Here is a 24,877-nt window from a genome sequence, read left to right as displayed (position 1 = left end):
CATGATCGTTGATCGCGGTAGGAAGCCGCAATCGAAGGGTCAGAGATGGTCTCGCGCCGCATCGTCCAGGTCACCGTCGCCGGGGCGACCCTCATCGCCGGCCTCGGGTACGCCGTCCCGGCCACCGCCTCGCTGCGCTACGACCCGGTGGCCAAGACCGGGTTCGCCGGCGCCGCGGACGTGCGGAAGGCGTTCGGCTGGAGCGAGGCCAAGCTGGCCGCCCGCGCCGACGGGCTGGTCTTCGGCCACGACTTCTGGACCAGGGACACGTACTCGGTCCGGTGTGGCCAGGCGCCGTTCCCGGTGGCCCACCAGCGGGAGTTCGGCCGGTTCGACCTGACCGACGTCGTGGTCCGCGCGGGCCGTCCGGGCGGGCCCACCGGGTACGACCGGCAGCCCGTGCCGACCGGCTTCCGGATCACCGGCCCGTACGCGGGGATCTCCGGCACCTCCGTCGCGCCCGCGGTCGGCCAGCCCTGCCCGCAGCCCCGCGGCCCGAAGATCACCCGCGCCGACCTGGTCGCCACGACCACCGGCTGGTCCCTGACGGTCAGCTCGGGCGCCGTCAGCAAGATTCTCCGCACCGGAAAGTAGCTCAGATGTCGGCCCGGTCGACCGTCCAGGCGCGGGCCTGTTCGCTCAGGGTGACGCCGAGACCCGGACGGTCCGAGAGGTGGATGCGGCCGCCACCGATCTCGAGGCGTTCGTCGAACAGCGGGTGCAGCCAGTCGAAGTGCTCGACCCACGGTTCGTGCGGGTACGCGGCGGCCAGGTGCACGTGGATCTCCATGGCGAAGTGCGGCGCCAGCGTGAGGTTGCGGTGCTCGGCCAGCACGGCCAGCCGCTGGAACTGGGTGATGCCACCGATCCGCGGTGCGTCGGGCTGGATCACGTCGACGGCGCCGAGGCGGATGAACTCGTGGTGCTCGGCGACGCTGGTGAGCATCTCACCGGAGGCGATCGGGGTGTCCAGGGAGCGGGCCAGCGCGGCGTGTCCCTCGGCGTCGTACGCGTCGAGCGGCTCTTCGATCCAGGTCAGCCCGAACTCCTCCAGCGCACGGCCGATGCGCTGGGCCGACGTGCGGTCCCACTGCTGGTTGGCGTCGACCATGAGCGGGAAGTCGTCGCCCAGGTGCTCGCGGACGGCGCGGACCCGGGCCAGGTCGACCGCGGCCGACGGATGGCCGACCTTGATCTTGATGCCGCCGATCCCGGCCGCCCGCGAGGCGGTGGCGTTGTCGAGGATCCGGTCGATCGGCTCGTGCAGGAACCCGCCGGAGGTGTCGTAGCAGCGGACCGAGTCGCGGTAGGCGCCCAAAAGCTTGGCCAGCGGCAGGCCGGCGCGCTTGGCCTTCAGGTCCCACAGCGCCACGTCGAGCGCGGCGATGGCCTGGGTCGCGGCGCCGCTGCGGCCCACCGACGCGCCGGCCCAGACGAGCTTGGTCCACAGCCGGCCGATGTCGTTCGGGTCCTCGCCGATCAGGTCCGGTGCGACCTCCCTGGCGTGCGCGAACTGGGCCGGACCGCCGGCCCGTTTGCTGTAGCCGAACCCGAGGCCCTCGTGGCCGTCATCGGTGCGGATCTCCGCCACCAGGAACGCCACCTCGGTCATCGGGCGCTGCCGGCCGGTGAGCACCTTGGCGTCGCTGATCGCGGCGGTCAGCGGCAGCGTCACCGACGACAGCGTGATCCCGGCGATCCGGTCGGCGGTCACGGTCGCACCAGGCAGGGCCGCTTGGGGTCGAACTGCCAGCCGGGCACCAGGTATCGCATGGCGGCGGCGTCGTCACGGGCGCCCAGGGCGTGCGCGAGATAGAGCTCGTGCGCGGCGCGCAGGGCGTCGCGGTCCAGGTCGACCCCGAGGCCCGGCCGATCGGGTACGGCGATCCGCCCGTCCCGGATGCGCGGCGGCTCGCGGGTCAGCCGCTGCCCGTCCTGCCAGATCCAATGCGTGTCCAGCGCGGTGATCTCGCCGGGTGCGGCCGCGCCGACGTGGGTGAACATGGCCAGCGAGATGTCGAAGTGGTTGTTGGAGTGCGAGCCCCAGGTGAGCCCGAAGTCGTGACACAGCTGCGCGACCCGGACCGAGCCGCGCATGGTCCAGAAGTGCGGGTCGGCGAGGGGAATGTCAACGGCCTGCCCGCGTACGGCGTGGGCCAGCTCGCGCCAGTCGGTGGCGATCATGTTGGTCGCGGTGCGCAGCCCGGTCTCGCGGCGGAACTCGGCCATCGTCTCCCGCCCGGACAGGACGCCCTCGGCGCCGACCGGATCCTCGGCGTACGCGAGCACGCCGTGCAGGTCCCGGCACAGCGCGACCGCCTCGGCCAGCCGCCATCCGCCGTTGGGGTCGATGGTGATCCGGGCCGCCGGGAAGCGTGCGGCGAGCGCTCGTACCGCCTCGATCTCCTCCTCGCCCGCCAGCACACCGCCCTTCAGCTTGAAGTCGGCGAAGCCGTAGCGGGCCTGCGCCGCCTCGGCCAGCGCCACGATCGACTCCGGGGTGAGCGCGGGCTCGCGGCGCAGCCGCTCCCAGTCGTCGGCCGGCGCCGGCTCGGCCAGGTAGGGCAGGTCGGTCCGGGTGCGGTCGCCGACATAGAAGAGATAGCCGAGTACGGGGACCGAGGCGCGTTGCTGCCCGTCGCCGAGCAGCTCCGCCACGGGCACGCCGAGATGCCGGCCGAGCAGGTCGAGCAGCGCGCATTCCAGGGCGGTGACGGCGTGCACGGCGACCCGCTGGTCGAAGGTCTGTGGCCCGCGGCCCCGCTCGTCGAGAACGGCGTAGCTGGCGCCGATCTCGCGCAGCGCCGTGCCGAAGCGCGCGATCGACCGGCCGATCAGGTGTTCACCGGCGGCCTCGGCGGTGCGCCGGATCGGTTCCCCGCCGGGCGCCTCGCCCACCCCGACCTGGCCGGCGCTGTCGGTGACCACCACGACGGTACGGGTGAAGAACGGCCCGTGGGCGCCGCTGAGGTTCAGCAGCATGCTGTCGTGCCCGGCGACCGGGATGACCTCGACGCGGGCGACGGTGGGCGCCGGCGCGCTCATGTCGCCACCCGCACCTTGTCGACCAGGGCGGCCAGGTCGGCCCGGTCCGCGCCGGTCAGGTCGGTGAGCGGTGGCCGGACCCGGCCGCCGTCCCGGCCGACCACGGTCAGGCCGGCCTTGATGATCGAGACGGCGTAGCCGCGGGCCCGGTCGCGGATGTCCAGGTACGGGATGACGAACTCGTTGAGCAGCTGGTAGACGGTGACGCGGTCCTGGGCCCGGACGGCGGCGAAGAAGCGCAGCGCGAACTCGGGCACGAAGTTGTAGAGCGCCGACGAGTACGTGTTCATGCCGAGCTGGAGCAGCGGCAGCGCGAAGGTCTCGGCGGTGGGCAGCCCGCCGATGTAGATGAGGCGGTCGCCGAGCCGGGCGTACGTGCGGGTCATCCGCTCGATGTCGCCGACGCCGTCCTTGAGCCCGACCAGGTTGGGGTTGCGGTCGGCCAGCTCGGCCACGGTGACGTCGTCCAGGACGGCGTTGGCCCGGCTGTAGACGATGACGCCGAGCTCGGTCGACCGGCACACCGCGCTGATGTGGGCGACCAGGCCGGCCTGGGTCGCCTCGGTCAGGTAGGGCGGCAGCAGCAGCAGTCCCGCGGCCCCGGCCCGCTGGGCCGCCTCGGCCTGTGCGGAGGCCTGCGCGGTGCCGCCGGTGGCGGGGGCGACGACCGGCACCAGATGGCCGACCTCACCGACCGCGGCCCGGACCACGCGGTCGATCTCGGCCGAGGTCAGCGAGAAGCCCTCGCCGGTGCCGCCGCCCGCGAACAGCCCGGCGACGCCGAACCCGGCCTGCCAGGCGAGGTGGTCGCGGTAGCGGGTCTCGTCGAGGGCGAGGTCGTCGTCGAAGTGGGTCACGGGGAAGGACAGCAGACCGGTGGCGAGACGGGCGGCGAGTTCATCGGGCGGAGTCGGCGTCACCCCGGTCACGGTAGGCAGCCGCCACGATGCGTGTCCAAGAGTGTTTGCGCATCGCGTCATACCGTCAGAGCATCGAGCACGTTCAGCACCTTGGCCAGGGCCGGGTTCGGCGATCGGCGCGGCCACAGCAGGTGCAGCTCGACGGGCTCGCGGATCGGCGTGGCCAGCGGCACGAAGGCCACGCCGGGAATGCCGAGCAGGGTGGCCGAGGCCGGCACGAAGGCGAGGCCACGACCGGCGGAGACCAGCCAGAGCATGGTGAGGATCTGGCTCACGCTCTGCACCACCCGCTCCTGGGCCAGCGGGACCATGCTGACCACCAGGTCGTAGAAGTAGCGGGCCCGCTGCTGGGAGTGGAAGATCAGCGGCTCGGTGGCCAGGTCGCCGGGTGCGGCCGGCCGGTCGAGACCGGTCAGCCGATGACCCTCGGGCACGGCCAGCAGGAGCGCCTCGCGGTGCAGCAGCCGCGAGTCGAACAGGTCGGGGTCGAACGGCGGCCGGGCCAGGCCCAGGTCGAGATCCTCGGCCGCGAGCGCGGCGACCTGCTCCCGGGTGACCATCTCGAACAGCTCGACGCGCACCTCGGGCAGGCGCCGCTCGAGTTCGTTGAGCAGCCGGCCGAGGATGCCGAAGGTCGACGCCGCGGTGAACCCGACCCGCACCAGCCCCCGGGTGCCCGAGGAGATCCGCTGGGCCAGGCCGGGCGCCGCCTCGGCGATGGCCAGGATCCGCCGGGCCTCGCGCAGGAACGCCTCGCCGGCCGGGGTCAGGGCGACCCGGCGGTTGTCCCGGTCGAGCAGGTGCACGCCGATCGCGGCCTCGAGCTTCTGGATCTGACGGCTCAACGGCGGCTGGGTCATCCGCAGGCGGGCGGCGGCCCGCCCGAAGTGCAGTTCCTCGGCGACCGCGACCAGACCACGGAGCTGATCCAGGGTGTATGTCATGCCAGAAAGGTATCAATCAATGCCATAAGAGAGTTGGACAGGCATGAATGCCCGGTCATACGCTCGTGACCCGCCTCACATTCTGGAGAGACTCCATGCGTAGCAGGGTTCTGGGTGCCTCCACAGTCGCCGTCCTCGCGCTGAGCGCGTGTGGCGGCAACCTCGACGACTCCACGAGCGAAGCCGGCTCGTCGTTCCCCGAGCGGGCGGTCAGCGTGCTCGTCGGCCAGGACGCGGGCGGCAGCACCGACCTCATCGCCCGCGCCCTGGCCGACCCGGCCTCGGCCGACCTGACGAAGCCGGTCACCGTGCTGAACAAGGCCGGCGCCAACGGCGGGGTGGCCGCGAAGGAACTGGCCGGGGCGAAGGCCGACGGCTACACGCTGATGGTCTTCAACGGGTCGCTGGCCTACATCACCCCACTGGCCGTCGCCGCGGACCAGGCCGTCGACATCAACGACTACGAGGTGGTCACCGGCGTCTCGCAGGACGACTACATCCTCGTCGCCAACCCGGAGACGGGATTCAAGACGGTCAAGGACATCGTGGACGCCAAACGGCCGATCAAGTTCGCCACCACCGGCGTCGGCACCGGCAGCCAGCTCAGCCAGGAACTGCTCTTCGCCCAGGCGTCCATCAACGCCACCGCGGTGCCGTTCAACGGCGGCGCCTCCGCGCTCACCGCCGTCCTCGGCGGGCAGGTCGACGTGGCCTCGGTGCAGCTGGGGGAGGGGCAGGCGCAGATCAAGGCGGGCAAGGTGACGCCGATCGTCACGTTCGCGAGCAAGCGGCCGGCCTACATGCCGGACACGCCCACCGCCCAGGAGGCCGGCTACCAGGCCCTGGTGCAGCAGTCGCGGGCGATCGTGGCCCCGAAGGGCACCCCCAAGGAGGTGCTGGACCGGCTGCGGGCGGCGTTCCGGAAAGCCTTCGCCGAGCAGACCTACCGGGACTTCAACGTCCAGCGGATGCTCACCCCGAACGAGGTCGACGGCGCCACGCTCCGGCAGCAGTGGAACCAGTCCCGAGACACGTACAAGCAGCTCACCGAGCAGTACAAGATCGATCTGAGCGGCACGTCGTGACCGAGCCCGAGCGTCCGCCGGCCGCCGGACCGCTGACGGCCCTCGTCACCGCCGCGATCGTCGTCGTCCTCGGTGGCGCGGCGGTCGCCGGCGCCGTCCGGCTGGGGCTGGGAAGTCCCTCCGCGCCCGGCCCCGGGCTGTGGCCCGGGCTCGTCGGCGCCGTTCTGGCGGTCCTCGGCGTCGTCCTGGCGACGCGGGCCCGGCGCACCGCGGACGCCGAGCGGTTCACCCGGGCCGGGCTCCTGGTGCTCGCCGCGACCGCCACCATGGTGGTCTTCGTCGTGGTGGTCGGCGTCATCGGCTTCGAGATCCCGACCGCGTTGCTGGCCTTCGTCTGGCTGCGCTTCCTCGGCCGGGAGTCGTGGGGGCTCTCGGCCGTCGTCAGCCTGGCCGCCACCGCCGCGTTCTACCTGCTGTTCGTCGGAGCGCTCGGCGTCACCATCCCGCACCTGTTCTGACCCGCGATCGGAGAACCGTTGGACACCCTGTCCCCGGTGCTCGACGGCTTCGCCGTCGTCCTCGAGCCGAAGAACCTGCTCTACTGCCTGCTCGGCGTGGTCATCGGCATGCTCATCGGCGTGCTGCCCGGTCTCGGCCCGGCCGCGACGATCGCGATCCTGCTGCCGATGACCTTCGGCCTCGAGCCGGTCACGTCGATCATCATGCTGGCCGGCATCTTCTACGGCGCCCAGTACGGCGGCACCATCACCTCGGTCCTGCTGCGCCTGCCCGGCGAGGCGTCGTCGGTGGTCACCGTCTTCGACGGGCACGCCATGGCGCGGCAGGGGCGGGCCGGCACCGCCCTGGGCATCGCCGCGATCGGCTCCTTCGTCGGCGGCACCCTGTCGATCATCGCGCTCACCCTGGTCGCGCCGTTCGTCGCCGGGTTCGCGCTCGACTTCGGCCCGCCCGAGTACGCCGCGCTCGCCCTGCTCGGCATCCTGCTGGTCGCCACCGTCTCGAACAGCGGCAAGCTCAAGGCCCTGATCGCCGCCGCCACCGGTCTGCTGCTGGCCACGGTGGGCCGCGACGACTTCATCAGCGTGGAACGGTTCACCTTCGGCAACCTGTCGCTGGCCGACGGGCTCGATTTCGTACCCATCGCCATGGGTCTGTTCGGTCTCGGCGAAATCCTCTACAACCTGGAAGAGCGCCACCGCGCGACCCAGGCGCCGGCCGCCGTCAACGACATCTGGCCGAGCCGGGCCGATCTGCGGCAGGCCTCCGGCGCCATCGGCCGGGGCGGTGTCCTCGGGTTCTTCCTGGGCATCCTTCCCGGCGGCGGCGCCGTGCTCTCCTCGCTGGCGGCGTACGCGCTGGAGAAGCGCCGGTCCCGCCACCCCGAGCGCTTCGGCCACGGCGCCATCGAGGGGGTGGCCGCGCCCGAGACGGCCAACAACGCGGCCGCCACCTCGTCGTTCATCCCGCTGCTGTCGCTGGGCATTCCCGCCAACGCCACGATGGCCGTGATCTTCGGCGCGCTGCTCATCCAGGGCATCACGCCCGGCCCGCAACTGGTCACCGAGCACCCCGACCTGTTCTGGGGCGTCGTCAACTCGATGTACCTCGGCAACGTCCTGCTGCTGATCATGAGCATGCCGTTGGTCGGCCTCTTCGTCCGGATCCTGCGGGTCCGCCCGGCGATCCTGGCGCCGATCACCGCCCTGATCACGCTGATCGGCGCGTACACCGTCCGCAACGACGTCTTCGACATCGGCCTGGTCGTCTTCTTCGGCGTCGTCGGCTACCTCATGAAGAAGGCCGGGTTCGACCCCGGCCCGCTGGTGCTCGCCTTCGTGCTCGGCTCCCTGCTGGAGACCTCGCTGCGCCGCTCCCTGCTGCTCTTCGACGGCAACCCGGCCGGCTTCCTGACCCGCCCGATCTCCGGCGTCCTGCTCGCCTGTCTCCTCGTCGTGGCGGTGCTGCCGGCCGCCCGCGCCCTGATCCGCCGCCGCTCGAGCTCCCGGGAGCAGCAGGACGCCTAGGGAGGAGATCCTGTCGTGTTTCAGGCCAACGGCCTCGCCACCCCGCCCGCCACGCTCGACCTGACCACAGCGGCGAAATGATCGAAGATCGAACGACTGTCGTAGCTTCGTGGGTGCTACCGACCGCTGCTCCCGCCGAGGGTCGGCTCGCTCCGCTACGCCTCCACGTCCGTGCCCGCTCGCCCTCCCGCGCGATCCCACCGGGTCCCGGACCCGGCCGCGGTCAGGCGGACCAGTGCTGGTCGGCCCAGCGCGCGCACACGTTGAAGTCACAGGTGGTGACGATGGCGGCGGACTCGATCGAGCCCCGGGCGGTCAGGCGAGCTCGGGCGGCCGGCCGGGCGCCGGGCGAACACCGCGCCACTGAGAGCAGCTGAACCGGAGCCAGATCACCCTCAGTGATGTCGACCTGACGAGATCACTTCTCGCCGAGGCGGCCAGAGCCCTGCGGCCGGTCGTGGCGAACCGTTCGACCGTGGGCCGTCCGGGCATTTCCGGCCACCGAACGGCCGACCCGCCACGTAACTCTCCGCAATAATGACCGTTATTACGCGGAGTAATTGAGCTGGTTGTCCGGAGCGTGACTCGTGGTGTTTGCCGGGCCGGTCCGCATATGTCGAGAGGGTATTCAAATCTCCGTTTCGGTCACTTAGCGTTTGCCCCCTGGATCGGACATCTTGGGAGGCAACATGGTGCGCGTCTGGCGCTCCACAGTGATCACGGCGGTGGCCGCGACGGCGGCGGTGGCGCTGGTCGTCACGCCGTCGTTCGCGGCGGCGCCGGCCGGCAGCCGGGTCGAGCTGAAGGTCCTGGTCGTCACCGACGGCGGGCCGGCCACCTCGGCGATCGCGGCCGAGCTGAAGTCCGAGGGCGTGCCCTACCAGGAGGTCAACCTCGGTGACGCGGCCCGCCCGGCGATCGACGCCGCGTTCCTGGCCGACACCGTCACCAGCGCCGGCCGGCTGATCGACCGGGCCCACTTCCAGGCCGTGGTGATGCCCGGTCCGGACGCGCTCGGCAACGCCACCGAGCTGGCCGCGCTCACCGCGTACCAGCAGAAGTTCGACATCCCGCAGGTGAACGCCTACGTCTACCCGGGCGCCGGGGTGGGCATGCAGACGCCGACCTGGGCCGGCTCGCTGGACGGCGTGACCGCGACCCTGACCGCGGCGGGCAAGGGCGTCTTCGGCTACCTGAAGGGCTCGGTGCCGTTCGAGGACAATTCGCCGGCCGTCGCCGAGTCGTACGGCTACCTCGCTGCCCCGGCCGAGAAAACCGCCGACGCCACCACCACGTCCCTGCTGACCGCCACCGCGCCGGACGGGTCGGCCGGCAACACGCTGGTCGCCGAGTCCAGGGCCGGCAACCGGCGGCAGCTGTCGCTGAACTTCGTCTACAACAGCGCCCAGCAGCAGTTCCGGCTGCTCGCCCCGGGCATCGTCACCTGGATGACCGGGGGCGTGCACCTCGGCCTCAGCCGCAACTTCCTGTCGGTGCAGGTGGACGACGTCTTCATGGGCGACGCCCGGTGGAGCACCACCGGGAACTGCACCCCGGGTGAGGACTGCAAGGCCGGCATCACGACCAAGGACATCCGGATGAGCGCCGCCGACGTGTCGGCCGTCTCGTCCTGGCAGACCAGCCGCAACTTCGTCTTCGACATGGTCTTCAACGGGAACGGCAGCGCCGAGGCCTCGTCGGCCGCGTTCCTGCGCCTGGACCCGCTGACCCTGGCGTTCCTGCTGTCGAAGGGGAACTTCCGGTGGACCAACCACACCTGGAACCACGAGTACCTGGGCTGTGTGCGGGACACCACGGTCATTCCCTGGAGGTGCACGAACAGCTGGGCGACGCAGGCCCTGATCACCTCGGAGATCAGCAAGAACGTCACCTGGGCCGGCAACGCCGTGCGCAAGCTGCCGATCGACCGGACCGAGCTGGTCACCGGTGAGCACTCCGGGCTCTACATCCTGCCGCAGCAGCCGCAGACCAACCCGAACCTGGCCCCGGCGCTGACCGGCCAGGGCATCAAGTGGCTGGCCGCGGACAACTCCCGGATGCCCGACCAGATCCAGGTCGGCTCGGCGCTGACCGTGCCGCGGTACCCGATGACGGTGTACTTCAACGCCGGCCGGCGCACCGAGATGGCCGACGAGTACAACTGGATCTACACGTCCCGGGCCGACGGCGGCAGCGGAATCTGCGAGGACAACCCGGCCACCACCACCTGCATCGCGCCGCTGAACACGACCACCGGCTTCCAGAACTACATCGTGCCGCTGGAGACCCGGCTGGCCCTGGGCCGGATGTTGAACAACGACCCGCGCCCGTACTACGCGCACCAGGGCAACCTGGCCGAGGACCGGATCCTGCTGACCATGATGGACGGCATCCTGACCCGGTACCGGTCGCTGGTGGCCGACAACGCGCCGTTCGTCAACCCGCGGATGAGCGCGGCCGGTCTCGAACTCCAGCGGCAGAACGCTTGGCGGGCCGCGGTCGCGGGCGGCCAGGTCACCGGCTACGTGCAGGACAAGGCGGTGCACATCGAGGCGCCGGCGTCGGTCGTGGTGCCGGTCACGGCGATCACCGGGACCAAGCGGGGTACGGCCGTCTTCGGTGACGCGTACGCCGGGCTGCGCTCAGCCTGGACCACCCCGGCCGCCGGCGGCACCGTGGACCTGGTGCTTCCGTGAAGATCGCCATGCTCACCGAGGGCACCTACCCCCAGGCGTTCGGCGGGGTCAGCGTCTGGTGTGACCAGCTGGTGCGTGGCTTGAAGAACCACGAGTTCGACGTGTACGCGATCCAGGCCACCGGCACCGAGCCGGCGGCCTGGGAGCTGCCGGCGAACGTCACCGTCCACGGCATCGCGCTGTGGCCGCCGTTCACGCGGCGGCCACGGCCGGGCCGGGGCGGGAACGCGGAACGGCTCGTCTCGGCGTACCGCAGAATGATCCTGTCGCTCGTGGCCAAGGATTCCGGCGAGGAGTTCGCGGCGGCGCTGCGCGAGATGGCCGAGTGCGCGGACGGCGCGAGCCTGGCGCCCTACGGCCAGGAGGCGGCGGGCTGGCTGATGGACGCGTGGCCGGCCAACACCGCGCTCCGTCAGGTCGCCGCGCCGTCGGTGCTGGACGCGCTGACCGCGGTGGACGTCATCGAGCGTTCGCTGCGCCCGCTGCTGCAGCCGGCGCCGCGGGCCGACCTCACCCACGCGGTGACCAACGGCCTGGCCACCCTGCCCGGGCTGGCCGCCAGGTGGCGGCACGGCACGCCGCTGCTGCTCACCGAGCACGGCGTCTACCTCCGCGAGCGCTACCTCGGACTGCGGGCCGCCGGCTACAGCTGGCCGGTCAAGGCGACGCTCGCCGCCTTCCTGCGGCTGGTCTGCGTCACGGCCTACCGCAACGCCGACCTGATCGCCCCCGGCAACCAGTACAACCGCCGCTGGGAGACCAGGTTCGGCGCCGACCCGAAGCGGATCGAGACGGTCTACAACGGCGTGGCCCCCGAGGACTTCCCGGCGGCCGGGCCCGAGCCGGCGGCGCCCACCATCACCTGGGCCGGCCGGATCGACCCGATCAAGGACCTGGAGACGCTGATCCGCAGCTTCGCCCTGGTCCGCGCCGAGCTGCCGGAGGCGCGGCTGCGCGTCTTCGGCGGCGTGCCGGCCGGCGGCGAGGCCTACCGGGCGAGCTGTGAGGCGCTGGTCGCCGAGCTGGGGCTGGCCGGGTCGGTCACCTTCGAGGGCCGGGTGGCGGAGATCCGGGACGCCTACGCGGCCGGTCACGTGGTGGCGCTGTCGAGCATCTCCGAGGGGTTCCCGTACACCCTGATCGAGGCGATGACCTCGGGCCGGGCCACGGTGTCGACCGACGTCGGCGGGGTCGGCGAGGCGGTCGGCGACACCGGCCTGGTGGTGCCGCCGCGCGAACCCGCGGCGATGGCCGCCGCCTGCCTGGAGCTGCTGCGCGACGAGGCGCGGCGGCACGACCTGGGCCGGCGGGCCCGGGAACGGGCGCTGGCCAACTTCACCGTGGACAAGGCGGTGGACAGCTACGACGCGATCTACCACGACCTGGTCTTCCGGATGTCGCGCGAGGCGGCCGCCGAGGTCCTCGAACCGGCGGAGGCCCGATGAACAGCGCCCACGCCGAGGCGGCGGTCGACTCGTACGAGGTGGCCGCGGTGCTGGAGGCCGACGGGGTCACCGACGTGACGGCCCGCGAACGGCACGGCGCCGAGGACGTCTTCGACCTGGCCGACCGGCTGTTCCGGCAGACGCCGCGGCAGCCGCAGCCGAACGTGCCGGCCGAGGGCCCGTGGCGGGCCAAGCCGGTCACCCACGTGCTGCGCGGTGTGCTGTTCGGGCTCCCGGCGCTGGCCTACCTGACCGTCGCCGACCGGATCACCGGCCCGCGCGCCGCGGTGCTGCTGGTCGTGTCGGTGCTGCTGTCCTGGTCGGCCGGGCAGGGCCTGGCCCACCTGGGTCACGCCCGGCTGAGCCGGACCGGCCGGAACGGCGCCGCCGCCGTGCTGAGCGGCGCCACCCTGGCCGTCGGAGTGCCCGCGGTGGCGGTCGTGGCCGCGCTCGGGTTCGCCCTCGGCGTCCCGGCCGTGGTCACGCTGATCGCCGCCGGTCAGCTGGTCTACGTGCTGGCCGCCACCGTCGCCCTGGTCCTCGGCCGGGAGTGGTGGTTGCTGGCGGCGCTCGCCGCCGGGCCGGCCGCCCCGCTGGCCGCGGTCGTCGTCGCGGGCTGGTCGGTGCGGGGTGTCCGACCCGAGCGGCCGGCCCGGGCCGAACTGGCCGCCGCGCTCCCCGCCGTGGCGTTCGGCGCGGTCGTCGGCGGACTGCTGATCTTCACGCCGGCGCTGCGGGCGCTGGACCCGCAGCCGGGCGCCACCGGAACGCTGGCCGTCCTGCTGCCCCTGTCGGTCAGCATGGGCGCGGCCGAATGGCTGCTCTACCGCTACCGCGCGGCGACCCACCACGCGATGGCCGTCAGCCGCACCTTCCGGGTCTTCCGCCGGCGGGCCAACGCCGCCCTCCTCCGGGCGTCGGCGACCTACGTGGCCGTCCTGGCCGTGCTGCTCGCCGCCGGGGCCGTCCTGACCGGCGAGCTGCCCCGGGCCGAACCGGCCCTGATCGGGCCGGCGCTGTTCCTGGCCCTGCTCCTGATGTCGTTCGGCATCCGCGGCCCGGTCGTGCTGGCCTGCCTGGCCGCCCTGGTGGCGAGCCTGGCCCTGATGCCCTTCGCGTCCCCCGAAACCATCCAGGCCGGCACCGCGGCCGGCCTGCTGATCGCCCTCTACGCGTACGCCCACCTGACGTTGCGCCGGGCCCAGCTCCACCTCTGAAGTCCCCCGAAAGACAGCGTCCCCCAAGGAGAAACATCGTGACGACGACGGTCGCAGTAACCGGTGCCGACGGCTTCATCGGCTCCCACCTGGTCGAGAACCTGGTCGCCCGGGGCCACCACGTCCGGGCCATGGCCCAGTACAACTCGCTCGGCACCTGGGGCTGGCTGGACACGCTCAGCCCCGACGTGATGGCCAACGTCGAGGTGGTCGCCGGCGACGTCACCGACCAGGACACCGTCCGCGACCTGATCAGCGGGGCGGGCACCGTCTACCACCTGGCCGCCCTGATCGCGATCCCGCACTCCTACCGGGCGCCCCGCTCCTACGTGAACACCAACGTGATCGGCACCCTGAACGTGCTGGAGGCCGTCCGCGAGCAGGGCTGTGACCGGCTGGTGCACACCTCGACCAGCGAGACCTACGGCACCGCGCGGACCGTGCCGATCAGCGAGACCCACCCGGTGCAGGCGCAGTCGCCGTACGCGGCCAGCAAGGCCGGCGCCGACAAGCTGGTGGACAGCTACCACGCCAGCTTCGGCACCCCCGCGGTGATCATGCGGCCGTTCAACACGTTCGGGCCCCGGCAGTCGGCCCGCGCGGTCATCCCCACGGTGATCAGCCAGATCGCCGCCGGCGCGGACGAGATCCGGCTGGGCGCGCTCGACCCGACCCGCGACTTCCTGTTCGTGCACGACACCGCCGAGGCCTTCGCCACCGTCGGGACCGCGCCGGCCGAGCAGGTCGTCGGCGAGTCGTTCAACGCCGGCACCGGCGACGAGATCTCGATCGGCGCCACGGCCGAGATGATCTGCGCGCTGATGGGCCGCCCGGTGCCGGTCCGCCTGGAGAACGAGCGCCTGCGCCCGGCCAACTCCGAGGTCATGCGGCTGGTCTGTGACAACACCAAGCTGCGGACGGCCACCGGCTGGGCCCCCGCCCACGACCTCGCCTCCGGGGTGAAGCTGACCATCGACTGGTTCCTGGACCCGGCCAACCTCGCCAAGTACCGCCCCGGCACCTACGCGCGTTGAGGAGAACACCCATGCACGCAGTCATTCTGGCCGGTGGCAAAGGGGTGCGGCTGCGGCCGTACACGACGGCTCTGCCGAAGCCCCTGGTGCCGATCGGCGACCAGTACTCGATCCTGGAAATCATCATGCGTCAGCTCTCGCATTGCGGCTTCCGCTCGGTGACGCTGGCCATCGGCCACCTCGGGCACCTGATCCGGGCCTACGTCGGCGACGGCAGCCAGTGGGGCATGGAGCGGGTCGACTTCGCCGAAGAGGAGTCGCCGCTGGGCACCATCGGCCCGCTGCTGCAGATGCGGGACCGGCTGCCCGAGCACTTCGTGGTGATGAACGGCGACATCCTGACCGACCTCGACTACGCCGACCTGCTGAACCGGCACCGCGCCGGCGGCTCCGAGCTGACCGTGGCCACCTACGCCCGCCAGGTGAAGATCGACTTCGGGGTGCTGACCTCGGTCGGCGGCCGGATCGTCGACTTCACCGAGAAGCCCACCATGGACTACCGGGTGAGCATGGGCGTGTACGGCATGTCGGCCGGCGCGCTCCGCCCGTACACCCCGGGCCTGCCCCTGGGTTTCGACGAGCTGGTGCTGGACATGCTGGCCCAGGGGAGCGGGCCGGCCGAGTACGAGTTCGACGGCAACTGGCTCGACATCGGCCGGCCGGACGACTACGACCGGGCCAACGCCGAGTTCGGGGTGCTGGGCCCGATCCTGCTGCGGGAACGATTGGCCGCCTGATGCGCTGTCTGCTGATCGGCGCCTCGGGGTTCCTCGGTGGTCAGGTGCGGGCGCGCCTGGCCGCCGACCCCGCGGTGACCGTCATCGCGGCCGGGCGGTCCGGGCCCCTGCGGCTCGACCTCGATGACGCCGGCCTGACCGCCCGGCTGCGCGACCTGGCCCCGGACGTGGTGGTCAACTGCGCCGGCGCGATCGACGGCTCGCCCGCGTCGCTGGCCCGCGGCAACGTGGTCGCGGTGGCCCGGCTGGTGACGGCGGCCGCCGCGATCGGGTGCCGGCTCGTCCACCTCGGCTCGGCGGCGGAATACGGCGTGGTGCCCGACGGCCGCTCGGTGGGGGAGACCTTCACCCCCCAACCCGTTTCGGCGTACGGGATGAGCAAGCTGGCCGGCACCGAGCTGGTCCTCGCCGCCCGCCGCGACGGCCTGACCGCCACCGTGCTGAGGGTCTTCAACCCGATCGGTCCGGGTACGCCGTCGACGCTGCTGCCGGGACGGCTGGTGGCCGCGTTGCGGGACCCGGCGATCCGGCTCGGCCCGCTCGACGGGCACCGCGACTTCGTGGACGTCCGGGACGTCGCGGCCGCGGTCGAGGTCGCCTGCTGGGTCACGGGCGCGTTGCCCGGCGTCGTGAACATCGGCAGCGGCCGCGCCGCCGCCCTGCGTGACCTGGCGGCCCTGGCGGCCGGGATGACCGGGGTTCCGCAGCCGATCGAGGAGACCATCGGCTCGGCCCGCTCGGCCGCGGTCACCTGGCAGCAGGCGGACATCACGCTGGCCCGGTCGGTGCTTGGCTTCCGGCCCGAGTACTCCCTCTCGGATTCCGTGCGCTCCCTCGTGGCGGCTTGATGAGCGCTCTGGTCGTACCCGCGTACTTCCATCCCGCCGTGGCCGGCGCCGACTGGAAAGCCTTGGCCACCCACGGATCCGCGGTCCGCGCGGTGATCCTCAACTCGTTCAACGGGCCCGGCCCGGCACCCGAGCGGTCGCTGATCGCGGCCGGGGTGGCGACCGGGCGGCCGCTGCTCGGCTACGTCGACACCGACTACGGGCGGCGTGACCCGGATGAGGTGCTCGCCGACGTGGACCGCTGGCAGGACTGGTATCCGACCAGCGGCCTGTTCCTCGACCGCGTGTCCACTTCTCCGGATCTGCTGATCTGGTACGACGTGGTGCTGTCGGAGATCCGGCGGCGGACCGCCGGCACGGTGGTGTTCAACCACGGCGCCCACCCGCACCCCCGGTACGGTGAGCTCGCCGACGCGCTGGTGACCTTCGAGGGCCCGTACGCCTGGCACCGGGAGATCCAGGTGCCCGCCTGGATCCGCTCGATGCCGGCCGAACGCATCTGGCACCTGGTCTACGACACCCCGTCGGCGCTGTTGCCGGCGGCCCTGTCCCGCGCCGCCGAGGCCGGGGCCGGCGTCGTCTACGTGACCGACCGGACCGGGGTGAACCCGTGGGACGGCGTACCCACCTATCTGGAGTCGCTCGCCCGATGACCGTCCGTCGCCTCCTCATCGCGCTGGTCGCGTTGCTTGTGCTTGCCGCCTGCGGAACCGCCGCGCAGCCGATCGCTTCCTCGCCGCCGGTTGTCTCCCCGCCGCCGTCCTCTCCTTCCCCGGCGGCTTCCCCGTCACCCACGCCTACGGTGCGGCCCTCTCGGTCTCCCTCCGTTTCTCCTTCCGCGTCTCCGTCCCGGAAGCCGGCGAAGCGCTGGGTGCCGGCACCCGGCATCACCTGGCAGTGGCAGCTGACCACTCCGCTCGACCTGAGCGTGGACGCGGCGGTCTACGACATCGACGGCTTCCTCAACAGCGCCGCCGTCGTCGCCGACCTGCACCGCCGCGGCCGGAAAGCGGTCTGCTACGTGGAGGTCGGCGCGGCCGAGGACTTCCGCCCCGACTACCGCGACTGGCCGCGCGAGCTGCTGGGCCGGGCGAACGGCTGGCCCGGCGAGCGGTGGCTCGACATCCGCGACCCGGCCAAGCTGGAACCGGTGCTGGCCAAGCGATTCGACATGTGCGCGGCGAAGGGTTTCGACGCGGTCGAACCAGACCTGATGGACGGGTACGAGGCCGACACCGGCTTCCCGCTCACCGCCGCCCATCAGCTCCGGTTCAACCGTTTCGTCGCGCGGCTGGCCCACGAACGCGGGCTGTCGGTCGCGCTGAAGAACGACGTCGATCAGGCGGCCGAGCTGGTCGGCGACTTCGACTTCACGGTCAACGAGGAGTGCGCCGCGTTCGACGAGTGCCAGGCCCTGAAGCCGTTCATCCAGGCCGGCAAGGCGGTGCTGCACGCCGAGTACGACCTGGCGCCGGCCGAGTACTGCGCCGAGTCCCGCCGCCTCCGGTTGAGCTCCCTGCACAAGAACCGCGAGCTGGACGCCGCCGCCACCCGCTGCTAATCGAGCATCGCGCAGACCGCGGCGTCCACCAGGGCCTTGTTGGCCGCGCCGGCCTTCGGGACGGCCAGGCCGAAGATCGTGGTGGTGAGCACCGCGACCGTTCGCCGGCCGGTGGCGTCGGTGTAGGTCTCGCCGGAGTAGCCGGGGACCTGGCCGTTGTGACCCCAGACGGTCCCGCAGGGAGTCGTCACCTGCTCCAGCCCGAGCCCGTACCGGCGGTTCGGGAACTCGGTCTCCTCGGCGACGGTTGTCCGCATCTCCTTCAGCAGGGCGGCCGGCAGGAGCCGGCCGGACAGCAGCGCGCGGTCGAAGCGGGCCCAGTCCCGGGCCGAGGAGATCATGCCGCCGGCGGCCCATTCGGTGCTGGCGTTGATGGTGGTGGTGTCGACGTACCCGGCGGGGCGGGCCGGGCCGGCGAACGCGGTTCCGGCGGGTACGCCCGGGGGAAGCAGCGGGCCGATGCGGGCGGCGTCCGGTTCGTAGCCGTGCGCGAGGCCGCGCGTCCTCGGCGTGTCCGCCCCGGTGACCAGGTAGGTGTCGGTCAGGCGCAGCGGCCGGGTGATCCGCGCCCGGATCAGGTCGTCCAGGTGGCGCCCGGTCGCCTTCTCGGCGATCAGGCCGAGCGCGACGTAGTTGGTGTTGCTGTACGAGTAGCCCGCGCCGGGCGCGAACATCGGGTCGTGCCGGACGCCGGCGGCGATCAGCTCCCGGGGTGTCCAGGCCCGGGTGTCCTGGCCGGTGAACGCCCGCAGCACCTCGGGGTCGAAGGTGTAGTTGAACAGGCCGCTGGTGTGGTTGAGCAGCATCCGCAGGGTGATGGCGTTCCCGTTCGGGATGAGGCCAGTCAGCCACTTCTCGACCGGGTCGGTCAGCCGGACCCGGTGCTCGGCCACCAGTTGCAGGACGACGGTGGCCACCATCGTCTTGGTGTTCGAGCCCATCCTGAACCGGTCGCTCGCCGCCATGGTGTGATCGGCCCTGGTCCAGGGTGCCTGCCGGGCGATCTCGACCACCTTCCCGCGGCCGTCGTCGACGCGGACGATCACCCCGGGCGCGCCGGCGTCCACGACCTGCTGGGCCAGCGTGGCCAGCGAAGTCGGCGGAGCATGGGTCTGGTCGGCCGAGACGGGTACGGCCTGAGTTCCGCAGGCGGTCAGCGCCATGACGGCCAGGAGCGCCGGAAAGGGGTTCAGCTTCAGCTTCATGGCACCAGCCTGGGCGGGCCGGGAGCCGGGAACACTGCGGCTGGATCCCGTGGGGGGTGGAGTCAACCCCACCGCGCCGGCACCGGCCGACCCGTCATCATCAACACCGTGAAACTGCGGATGAGCCTGCTGGGCGGGTCGGTGGCGCTGCTGGCCGGCTCGGTCGTGGGCGCCGGGCTGGCCACGCTCTGGATCACCTCGGTGCCGTCGGTCGCGCTGGGCGCCGGGATCCCGCTGACGCTGCTCGCCACCGTGCTGGTCCGCTGGTTCGCCGACCTGCACCGCCGGTGGGCCGCCGACCGGCTGGGCGAACCGGTGCCCCGGCCCTACATTCCGGCGCCGGACGGCGGATGGCTGCCTCGGCTGGGGGCGATCGTGCGCGACCCGGCGAGCTGGCGGGACTGGGCCTGGCTGGTGGCCAACGCGGTCACCGGCTGGTTCACCTCGGGACTGTCGCTGCTGCTCTTCCTCGGCGGCTTCTTCTACCTGCTCTACCCGTTGGTCTACGCGCTCACCCCGTCCGAGGTGTTCCGCACCCCGCTCGGTGACGCCTTCCGGCTGCACAGCGTCACCCAGTCGTTCGTGCTGGTCCCGCTCGGCCCGGTGTTGTTCGTGCTCTGGTACGCGACCGCGCCGCGGCTGGCGAACCTCAACGCCCGGGTGATCCGCGCGCTGCTCGGCTCGACCGAGCAGGCGGGACTGCGGGCCCGGGTCGAGCAGCTGGCGACCTCGCGGGCCGAGACCGTCGACACCCAGGCCGGCGAGCTGCGCCGGATCGAACGGGACCTGCACGACGGGGCCCAGGCCCGGCTGGTGTCCCTGGGCATGAGCCTCGGCCTGGCCGAACAACTGCTGCACGACGATCCCCTGGCCGTGCCGCGGTTGCTGGCCGAGGCCCGCGAGTCGACCGCCGGCGCGCTGACCGAACTGCGTGACCTGGTCCGCGGCATCCACCCGCCGGTCCTGGCCGACCGCGGCCTGGACGGCGCCCTGCGGGCCCTGGCCCTGGCCAACCCGATCCCGACCACCGTGGTGACCCGGCTGCCGGAACGGTTGTCGGCGCCGGTCGAGTCAGCGGCCTACTTCGCGGTCACCGAGGCCCTGGCCAACGCCATCAAGCACGCCGGGGCCGGCCACATCGGGATCACCGTGGAGTTCGCCCCTCACCAGGCCGGCCCGACCGGGAACCTGACGGTGCGGGTGACCGACGACGGCCGCGGGGGCGCCTCCGTCGACGGGGGCACCGGCCTGCGGGGCATCGCCCGCCGGCTCGCGGCCTTCGACGGCACGCTGACCGTGGACAGCCCGCCGGGCGGGCCCACCGAGATAAGGATGTCGCTGCCGTGCGCGTCGTCGTAGCCGAAGACCTCACCCTGCTCCGCGAGGGCCTGATCCGGATCTTCCGGGCCAACGGCTGCGAGGTGGTGGACGCCGTCGACGACGGTCCCGCGCTGATCCGGGCCCTGACCACGCATCGGCCCGACGTGGCGGTCGTCGACGTCCGGCTGCCACCGACCTTCACCGACGAGGGCCTGCGCGCCGCGATCGAGGCCCGCCGGCGGATTCCGGGGCTGCCCGTGGTGGTGCTTTCGCAGTACGTCGAGCAGCTCTACGCCCGGGAGCTGATGTCGGACCGGGCCGGCGCGGTGGGGTACCTGCTGAAGGACCGGGTGATGGACGTCGGCCAGTTCGTCACCAACGTGCGGCAGGTCGCCGCGGGCAGCACGGTGATGGACCCCGAGGTGGTCAGCGCCCTGCTCACCCGCCGCTCCACCGACCCGCGGCTGCTGGAGCTGAGCCCACGTGAGCACGAGGTCCTGGCGCTGATGGCCGAGGGCCACTCCAACGCCGCGATCGCCGGCCGGATGTTCGTCACCGAGAAGACCGTCAGCAAGCACAGCCACCAGATCTTCACCAAGCTCGGGCTCAGGCCGTCCGAGGACGACCACCGGCGCATCCTGGCCGTCCTCGCCTACCTGGAGGGCTGACCTGGCGCGGCGCAGGTGCCCGGTGGCAGCTTCGGCTCGCTGAGCTGGGCCATCGACTGGTTGACCTCGGTGTCGGTGGCGAGCTGCCGGTACTGGTCGCCGATCACGATGTCGATCACGTCGGTGGTCCGCTTCGGGTCGTACTGCGGCACCGCCTCGCCGAGGAAGAACGCCCGGATCCACTGGGCGTCGCCGACCGCCTTCGGCCCGTACCGGACGATCGCGGTCTTGGCGTACCTGCTCTTGCTCTCCGCGGGCGGCTGCGTGGTGAACCCGCGGTTCTTGAACTCCTCGCTGGCCCGCTCGGCGACGCCGGCCGTCCGGGTGCCGTTGAGCACCCGGAGCTTCACCTCGTCGGCCGCGGCGGGCAGGGTCACGTTCGCCTGGACCATGCCGGGCGGGCAGTCCTGGCCGGCCGCGCTGTCGCTCTGGCTGTCGCGGACCAGCGTGACCACCACGACGACGATCGCGGCCAGGGCGAGAATTCCCACGACGATCAGTGCTTTGGTACGAGTAAAGCTCACGCACGCGTGACGCACGCCGTCCCGATTCTGTGCACTCGCCCCGGGAACTGGGACGTGCGTCACGTCCCGCGCTCAGTGGTTCACGTCGTACTCCTTGACCGGTTTGGTGATGGTCCGGCCGTCGCTGAGGGTGATCGTCACCTTGGGATTGGGCGAGCCGTTCCACCCGGTGTTGTCCATCAGCCGGCCGTAGAGGCTGGCCGGCTTCCGCCGCGGCCACCAGGCCGTGAAGCGACCGTTCTTGACCGTGGCCTGCACCCGCATGCCCTGTGTGCGGAAGACGACCGCGGTGACCTCGGCGCCGACCTTGCCCGCGACCAGGAACTGGGTGTTCGTGACCCCGCCCGAGGTCTCCATGACACCGACCGTGGCCAGGGCGTCCGCGGCCGGCGTCTGGGTCAGCGGGCTGGACTGCGCCTGGCCCTCACCGTCGGGGAACTCGGCCGAACGGGTCAGCGACCGCAGGCACTGGGCCTCGCCGCCGGCGGACGCGAGGTAGGTCATCACCCAGGTCCCGCGTACCTCGATGATCTGGGGCGGGTAGCCGACCTGCGTCCAGCTCGCGCAGTCCTTCGCGTAGCGTTCCGCCTCCTCGGCCGTGACCGGATGGGGCTTGGCGTCCCAGGTCGCGAGGGCCGCGTCGTCGTCGGTGCCCAGGATCGGGGCGAGGACCACACCGGCCGCCGCCACGATCGCGGCCATCGCGTACCGGAGGAGCCGGCGGCGGGCCGGGCGGGCGGACATCGCGGACGACGACCGGCCGCCGGGGTCGTTCGCGGTCAATCGGGCCAGCGTGGCCACCGCGCGGGGCGAGCGGCCCAGGCCGGCGGGAACGTCGCGAGCGGGGTCGTGGCGTCGAAGCTGATCGTCGAGGTTCATCACGCGAGTCCCTTTTCGCTGCTGGCGGGCATCCGGCGACCGTCGGCCGAGGGTTCGCCGACCGGGTGTGCGAGGTGGTGCTTGAGAAGCCGGCGCGCGCGGCTCAGGCGGATCCGGTAGGCCACCGCCGAGATGCCCAGCACCTGCGCCGCCTGCGACCCGGTCAGCCCCTCCCAGACCGACAGGCTCAACGCCTCCTGGTGCATCGCGGTGAGCCTGGTCCAGGCCTTGGACAGATCGACCGAGGTGGCGACCAGGTCGTCGTGCTCGAGCGTCGGCCCGGCCACGGCGACCTGCCCGGCGATGCGGACCGACAGGGCCTGCCCGCGGTGGTCGGCCCGATGCTGGGCCATCAGCAGCCGCCGGGTGATGCCGAACAGCCAGGCGCGGGCCTCGCCCGGGTCGCCGGGCAGGTCGCCGAGGCGTTGCCAGGCCACCGCGAAGGCCTCGGCCACGATGTCCTCGGCCTGGTCGGTGGCGGGCCGGCGCCGGACCACGAACCGGACGAGGTCGGTGTACGTGGAGGCGTACACCTCCACGTAGCGCTCCCGCTGAGGTCGTTCTCGGATCTCTCTCACACCCCAACATGCCGCTGGCCACGCAAGTGTTTCCGGCCGCGATTGAACGTGTTCAATCGCTGCTAGGATACCGGCGCGCCTACCTGGGCCCCGAGCGATTGGGACGACGTTCCGTGCAGTTCCCGTTACGCCAGAGCGACCCGCGCCGGATCGGCCGCTACACCCTGGTCGCCCGGCTCGGTCAGGGCGGCATGGGCGTGGTCTACCTGGGCCGGGACGAGGCCGGCGGGCTGGTCGCGGTCAAGGTGCTACGCCAGGAGCTCACCTACGACGACCAGTTCCGGGGCCGGTTCCGGGGCGAGATCAGCCGGATCCGGCAGGTGCCCCCGTTCTGCACGGCCGCGGTGCTCGACGCCGATCCCGACCACGACCCGCCGTACCTGGTGGTGGAGTTCGTCGACGGCCCCAGCCTGACCCGCCGGGTGGCCGAGCACGGGCCGATGGGCCAGGCCGACCTGCACAGCGTGGCGCTGGGTACGGCCACCGCGCTGGCCGCGATCCACGGCGCCGGTGTCATCCACCGCGACCTGAAGCCGGACAACGTGCTCTTCGCCATGGGCGGCGTCAAGGTGATCGACTTCGGCATCGCGCGTGGGCTCGAGATGACCAGCGCGCACACCCGCACCGGCCAGATGGTCGGCACGGTCGCGTACATGGCGCCGGAACGCTTCGAGTCGGTCGGCAGCGCCCCCGCCGACCCGGCGAGCGACGTCTTCGCCTGGGCCGCGGTGGTCGCCTACGCGGCGACCGGCCGGGCGCCCTTCGACACCGACTCGGTGCAGGGCACCGCCGTCCGCATCCTCACCCAGCCGCCCGACCTGACCGGCGTGCCGGCGTCGCTGCGGGGGCTGCTCGAACGCGCCCTGCAGAAGGATCCGCGGCTGCGCCCCACCGCCCGGGAGCTGCTCGACCTGCTGCTTCCGCGCAACCGCCCGGCCGACGTGTCCGCGGCGGTGGCCGGCCTCGGCCCGCCGACCCATCGGCTCGAACTCCAGAACTTCGTCACCGGGCAGGTCCAGCCGTTGCGGCCGGCCCCGGGCCCGCGGCGGCGGACCCGCCGGCTCGGCGTGGCCGCCGCCGCCGCGGCCGCCGCGCTGCTGCTGCTCGTCGGCGCGGGCGCCGTGCTGGCGCTCGCACCCTGGGACGGCCCGCGACGGGCCGGTGAACAGCTGACCACGGCCGCGCCGTCCCGGCCGCCCAGCACGCCACCCCGGGCCATCGCCTCCGGGCCGGCGTTCGTGTTCACCGTGCGGGGCTGGTCCGGCGGCCGGTTGCGGGTCACCGACCCGACCTCGGTCTCCACCGCGTACCAGACGGCGAACGTGCTGCTGGGCGACGAACCGGCCGGGACCCTGACGGTCTACCGGCCGGGCGCCTTCGACCCGGCCGGCCTCGACGGCACCGAGCGGGTCACCGTGGGCGGCCGCCCGGCCCGATGGGACGAGACCTACCCCACCACGCCGAACAACACCGATCGGATGCTCGCCTGGCAGTACGCCGACAACGCGTGGGCGACCATCCAGACCGTCCGGGACGGTCAGCCGTCCTTCGACCAGCTGCGCTCCCTGGCCGGCGGCCTGCGCACCGGCGGGTCGGTGGTGGCCCGGCTGCCGTTCCGGCTGACCTACGTGCCCAAGGGCTATCAGGCGGTGGAGGTCGGCACCCAGGTCGAGACCGGTGCGGCCAGCCCGGCGCAGTACGGCGACGCCCAGCCCGCCGCGGTGGTGTTCGCCGGGCCCGCGCCGAAGCCGACCGGCCTGCTCCGGCCCTGGGATCCGAAGAGCGAGGGCGCGCGCAGCCCGATCAAGAACAACTTCCTGGTCTCGGTGGCCCTCGGGACGCAGCACAAGGTCGGTGCGTCGGGCTGCCTGGACGGGTTCTGCTACCTGTGGACCGGCGACGGACGGACCCGGATCGACGTCGTCAGCTTCGACCGGCTCTCCGATCGGGAGGCGCTCAAACTGCTGGACGGGCTGAAGCTCGGCCCGATGGACGACCCCGGCGGCTGGTTCGACGCGAATACCGCGGTTCAGGGCCGGGCCTGAGGGTACGGCCACGGGCTGACACTGATGCCGGTCCAGCTCGTTGCGCTTAGGGCCTGACGATGAATTAGCTGGTCGGTTCGAGGTTGATTGTCTGGTCTCGTAGGGTTTCTGGGATCGGTCCAGGATGGATGACGTAGTTCC

General features: G+C 72.3%; 24 protein-coding genes. 15 read left to right on the top strand and 9 right to left on the bottom strand.

The genetic code is table 11. The features are described from left to right. Positions 1-45 precede the first annotated feature (45 nt). Positions 46-594, top strand: coding sequence for a hypothetical protein (locus tag AB0O15_RS43610; protein WP_364332548.1), 549 nt, complete (start codon positions 46-48; stop codon positions 592-594). Between the two features lies 1 nt (position 595). Here the strand turns inward: AB0O15_RS43610 and AB0O15_RS43605 are convergent, their stop codons facing one another. The 4 genes from AB0O15_RS43605 to AB0O15_RS43590 are packed head-to-tail and all read right to left on the bottom strand — an operon-like array spanning position 596 to position 4,909. After that, complete coding sequence (locus AB0O15_RS43605; protein WP_364332545.1) at positions 596-1,714, bottom strand: mandelate racemase/muconate lactonizing enzyme family protein; 1,119 nt, start codon at positions 1,712-1,714, stop codon at positions 596-598. Then, positions 1,711-3,045: an enolase C-terminal domain-like protein gene (locus AB0O15_RS43600; protein ID WP_364332542.1), complete on the bottom strand. Its 1,335-nt coding sequence runs from the start codon at positions 3,043-3,045 to the stop codon at positions 1,711-1,713. Before AB0O15_RS43600 ends, AB0O15_RS43605 begins: the two co-directional genes overlap by 4 nt. Beyond that, positions 3,042-3,965, bottom strand: a complete 924-nt coding sequence (gene kdgD / locus AB0O15_RS43595; RefSeq protein ID WP_364332539.1) for a 5-dehydro-4-deoxyglucarate dehydratase — start codon at positions 3,963-3,965, stop codon at positions 3,042-3,044. The genes AB0O15_RS43600 and kdgD overlap by 4 nt, the downstream gene beginning before the upstream one ends. A 56-nt stretch (positions 3,966-4,021) precedes the next feature. Continuing rightward, positions 4,022-4,909 carry a LysR family transcriptional regulator gene (locus AB0O15_RS43590; protein ID WP_364332536.1) on the bottom strand — a complete coding sequence of 296 codons (888 nt, stop codon included), beginning with the start codon at positions 4,907-4,909 and terminating at the stop codon, positions 4,022-4,024. A 95-nt stretch (positions 4,910-5,004) separates the two neighbouring features. On the opposite strand from AB0O15_RS43590, the gene AB0O15_RS43585 reads away from it, so the two are divergent. The 3 genes from AB0O15_RS43585 to AB0O15_RS43575 are packed head-to-tail and all read left to right on the top strand — an operon-like array spanning position 5,005 to position 7,979. Then, entirely contained in the window at positions 5,005-5,994 is a 990-nt protein-coding gene (locus tag AB0O15_RS43585; RefSeq protein ID WP_364332533.1) for a tripartite tricarboxylate transporter substrate binding protein, read from the top strand. After that, positions 5,991-6,452, top strand: a complete 462-nt coding sequence (locus AB0O15_RS43580; RefSeq protein WP_364332530.1) for a tripartite tricarboxylate transporter TctB family protein — start codon at positions 5,991-5,993, stop codon at positions 6,450-6,452. The genes AB0O15_RS43585 and AB0O15_RS43580 overlap by 4 nt, the downstream gene beginning before the upstream one ends. Before the next feature lie 18 nt (positions 6,453-6,470). Then, on the top strand, positions 6,471-7,979 hold the full coding sequence (locus AB0O15_RS43575) for a tripartite tricarboxylate transporter permease (RefSeq protein WP_364332527.1): 1,509 nt from the start codon (positions 6,471-6,473) through the stop codon (positions 7,977-7,979). A gap of 223 nt (positions 7,980-8,202) precedes the next feature. Here AB0O15_RS43575 and AB0O15_RS43570 read toward each other — a convergent pair whose 3' ends face one another. Continuing rightward, positions 8,203-8,343, bottom strand: coding sequence for a hypothetical protein (locus tag AB0O15_RS43570; protein WP_364332524.1), 141 nt, complete (start codon positions 8,341-8,343; stop codon positions 8,203-8,205). A 325-nt stretch (positions 8,344-8,668) separates the two neighbouring features. Here AB0O15_RS43570 and AB0O15_RS43565 point away from each other — a divergent pair, with 325 nt between their 5' ends. The 8 genes from AB0O15_RS43565 to AB0O15_RS43530 all read left to right on the top strand — a co-directional run bounded on the left by AB0O15_RS43565 (position 8,669) and on the right by AB0O15_RS43530 (position 17,517). After that, the gene (locus AB0O15_RS43565) at positions 8,669-10,675 is read left to right on the top strand and encodes a hypothetical protein (RefSeq protein WP_364332522.1); all 2,007 of its coding nucleotides are present in this window, start codon (positions 8,669-8,671) and stop codon (positions 10,673-10,675) included. Then, positions 10,672-12,120 (top strand): GT4 family glycosyltransferase PelF, encoded by a 1,449-nt coding sequence (gene pelF / locus AB0O15_RS43560; RefSeq protein WP_364332519.1) that lies wholly within the window; start codon positions 10,672-10,674, stop codon positions 12,118-12,120. The genes AB0O15_RS43565 and pelF overlap by 4 nt, the downstream gene beginning before the upstream one ends. Next, positions 12,117-13,337: a hypothetical protein gene (locus AB0O15_RS43555; RefSeq protein ID WP_364332516.1), complete on the top strand. Its 1,221-nt coding sequence runs from the start codon at positions 12,117-12,119 to the stop codon at positions 13,335-13,337. The genes pelF and AB0O15_RS43555 overlap by 4 nt, the downstream gene beginning before the upstream one ends. Positions 13,338-13,375: 38 nt before the next feature. Further along, the gene (locus tag AB0O15_RS43550; RefSeq protein ID WP_364332513.1) at positions 13,376-14,371 is read left to right on the top strand and encodes an SDR family NAD(P)-dependent oxidoreductase; all 996 of its coding nucleotides are present in this window, start codon (positions 13,376-13,378) and stop codon (positions 14,369-14,371) included. 11 nt (positions 14,372-14,382) lie between these two features. Beyond that, the gene (locus AB0O15_RS43545; protein ID WP_364332510.1) at positions 14,383-15,108 is read left to right on the top strand and encodes a sugar phosphate nucleotidyltransferase; all 726 of its coding nucleotides are present in this window, start codon (positions 14,383-14,385) and stop codon (positions 15,106-15,108) included. After that, positions 15,108-15,956: an NAD(P)-dependent oxidoreductase gene (locus tag AB0O15_RS43540; protein WP_364332507.1), complete on the top strand. Its 849-nt coding sequence runs from the start codon at positions 15,108-15,110 to the stop codon at positions 15,954-15,956. Before AB0O15_RS43545 ends, AB0O15_RS43540 begins: the two co-directional genes overlap by 1 nt. Continuing rightward, positions 15,956-16,609, top strand: coding sequence for a spherulation-specific family 4 protein (locus AB0O15_RS43535; protein ID WP_364332504.1), 654 nt, complete (start codon positions 15,956-15,958; stop codon positions 16,607-16,609). The genes AB0O15_RS43540 and AB0O15_RS43535 overlap by 1 nt, the downstream gene beginning before the upstream one ends. A 218-nt stretch (positions 16,610-16,827) precedes the next feature. Continuing rightward, positions 16,828-17,517, top strand: a complete 690-nt coding sequence (locus tag AB0O15_RS43530) for an endo alpha-1,4 polygalactosaminidase (RefSeq protein WP_364332501.1) — start codon at positions 16,828-16,830, stop codon at positions 17,515-17,517. Here AB0O15_RS43530 and AB0O15_RS43525 read toward each other — a convergent pair. After that, complete coding sequence (locus tag AB0O15_RS43525) at positions 17,514-18,722, bottom strand: serine hydrolase domain-containing protein (RefSeq protein WP_364332498.1); 1,209 nt, start codon at positions 18,720-18,722, stop codon at positions 17,514-17,516. The genes AB0O15_RS43530 and AB0O15_RS43525 overlap by 4 nt on opposite strands. Before the next feature lie 108 nt (positions 18,723-18,830). Between AB0O15_RS43525 and AB0O15_RS43520 the strand changes: the two genes are divergently transcribed. Then, entirely contained in the window at positions 18,831-20,081 is a 1,251-nt protein-coding gene (locus AB0O15_RS43520) for a sensor domain-containing protein (protein WP_364332495.1), read from the top strand. Beyond that, positions 20,066-20,710 carry a response regulator transcription factor gene (locus AB0O15_RS43515; protein WP_364332492.1) on the top strand — a complete coding sequence of 215 codons (645 nt, stop codon included), beginning with the start codon at positions 20,066-20,068 and terminating at the stop codon, positions 20,708-20,710. The genes AB0O15_RS43520 and AB0O15_RS43515 overlap by 16 nt, the downstream gene beginning before the upstream one ends. On the opposite strand, the gene AB0O15_RS43510 is transcribed toward AB0O15_RS43515, so the two are convergent. The 3 genes from AB0O15_RS43510 to AB0O15_RS43500 form a co-directional block, all read right to left on the bottom strand. Beyond that, positions 20,695-21,201, bottom strand: a complete 507-nt coding sequence (locus tag AB0O15_RS43510; RefSeq protein WP_364332489.1) for a LytR C-terminal domain-containing protein — start codon at positions 21,199-21,201, stop codon at positions 20,695-20,697. The two genes, AB0O15_RS43515 and AB0O15_RS43510, sit on opposite strands and share 16 nt — an antisense overlap. 105 nt (positions 21,202-21,306) lie before the next feature. After that, positions 21,307-22,113 (bottom strand): hypothetical protein, encoded by an 807-nt coding sequence (locus AB0O15_RS43505; RefSeq protein ID WP_364332486.1) that lies wholly within the window; start codon positions 22,111-22,113, stop codon positions 21,307-21,309. Beyond that, on the bottom strand, positions 22,113-22,691 hold the full coding sequence (locus tag AB0O15_RS43500; protein WP_364332483.1) for an RNA polymerase sigma factor: 579 nt from the start codon (positions 22,689-22,691) through the stop codon (positions 22,113-22,115). The genes AB0O15_RS43505 and AB0O15_RS43500 overlap by 1 nt, the downstream gene beginning before the upstream one ends. Positions 22,692-22,804: 113 nt before the next feature. On the opposite strand from AB0O15_RS43500, the gene AB0O15_RS43495 reads away from it, so the two are divergent. Continuing rightward, the gene (locus tag AB0O15_RS43495) at positions 22,805-24,736 is read left to right on the top strand and encodes a serine/threonine-protein kinase (protein WP_364332480.1); all 1,932 of its coding nucleotides are present in this window, start codon (positions 22,805-22,807) and stop codon (positions 24,734-24,736) included. The last annotated feature ends 141 nt before the right edge of the window (positions 24,737-24,877 follow it).

Origin of the sequence: Actinoplanes sp. NPDC089786 (assembly GCF_040684855.1) — a bacterium.
Taxonomy (GTDB): Bacteria; Actinomycetota; Actinomycetes; order Mycobacteriales; family Micromonosporaceae; genus Actinoplanes.
The sequence above is the reverse complement of the archived record's forward strand: the minus strand, read 5'-3'. Positions and strand labels throughout refer to the sequence as shown.

What these genes read in the sequence shown, in the direction of transcription:
- AB0O15_RS43610 (WP_364332548.1), top strand. Translation starts at nt 46, where the DNA reads ATGGTCTCGCGCCGCATCGTCCAGGTCACCGTCGCCGGGGCGACCCTC.
- AB0O15_RS43600 (WP_364332542.1), bottom strand. Translation starts at nt 3,045, where the DNA reads ATGAGCGCGCCGGCGCCCACCGTCGCCCGCGTCGAGGTCATCCCGGTC.
- AB0O15_RS43590 (WP_364332536.1), bottom strand. Translation starts at nt 4,909, where the DNA reads ATGACATACACCCTGGATCAGCTCCGTGGTCTGGTCGCGGTCGCCGAG.
- AB0O15_RS43585 (WP_364332533.1), top strand. Translation starts at nt 5,005, where the DNA reads ATGCGTAGCAGGGTTCTGGGTGCCTCCACAGTCGCCGTCCTCGCGCTG.
- AB0O15_RS43565 (WP_364332522.1), top strand. Translation starts at nt 8,669, where the DNA reads ATGGTGCGCGTCTGGCGCTCCACAGTGATCACGGCGGTGGCCGCGACG.
- AB0O15_RS43555 (WP_364332516.1), top strand. Translation starts at nt 12,117, where the DNA reads ATGAACAGCGCCCACGCCGAGGCGGCGGTCGACTCGTACGAGGTGGCC.
- AB0O15_RS43545 (WP_364332510.1), top strand. Translation starts at nt 14,383, where the DNA reads ATGCACGCAGTCATTCTGGCCGGTGGCAAAGGGGTGCGGCTGCGGCCG.
- AB0O15_RS43540 (WP_364332507.1), top strand. Translation starts at nt 15,108, where the DNA reads ATGCGCTGTCTGCTGATCGGCGCCTCGGGGTTCCTCGGTGGTCAGGTG.
- AB0O15_RS43535 (WP_364332504.1), top strand. Translation starts at nt 15,956, where the DNA reads ATGAGCGCTCTGGTCGTACCCGCGTACTTCCATCCCGCCGTGGCCGGC.
- AB0O15_RS43525 (WP_364332498.1), bottom strand. Translation starts at nt 18,722, where the DNA reads ATGAAGCTGAAGCTGAACCCCTTTCCGGCGCTCCTGGCCGTCATGGCG.
- AB0O15_RS43505 (WP_364332486.1), bottom strand. Translation starts at nt 22,113, where the DNA reads ATGAACCTCGACGATCAGCTTCGACGCCACGACCCCGCTCGCGACGTT.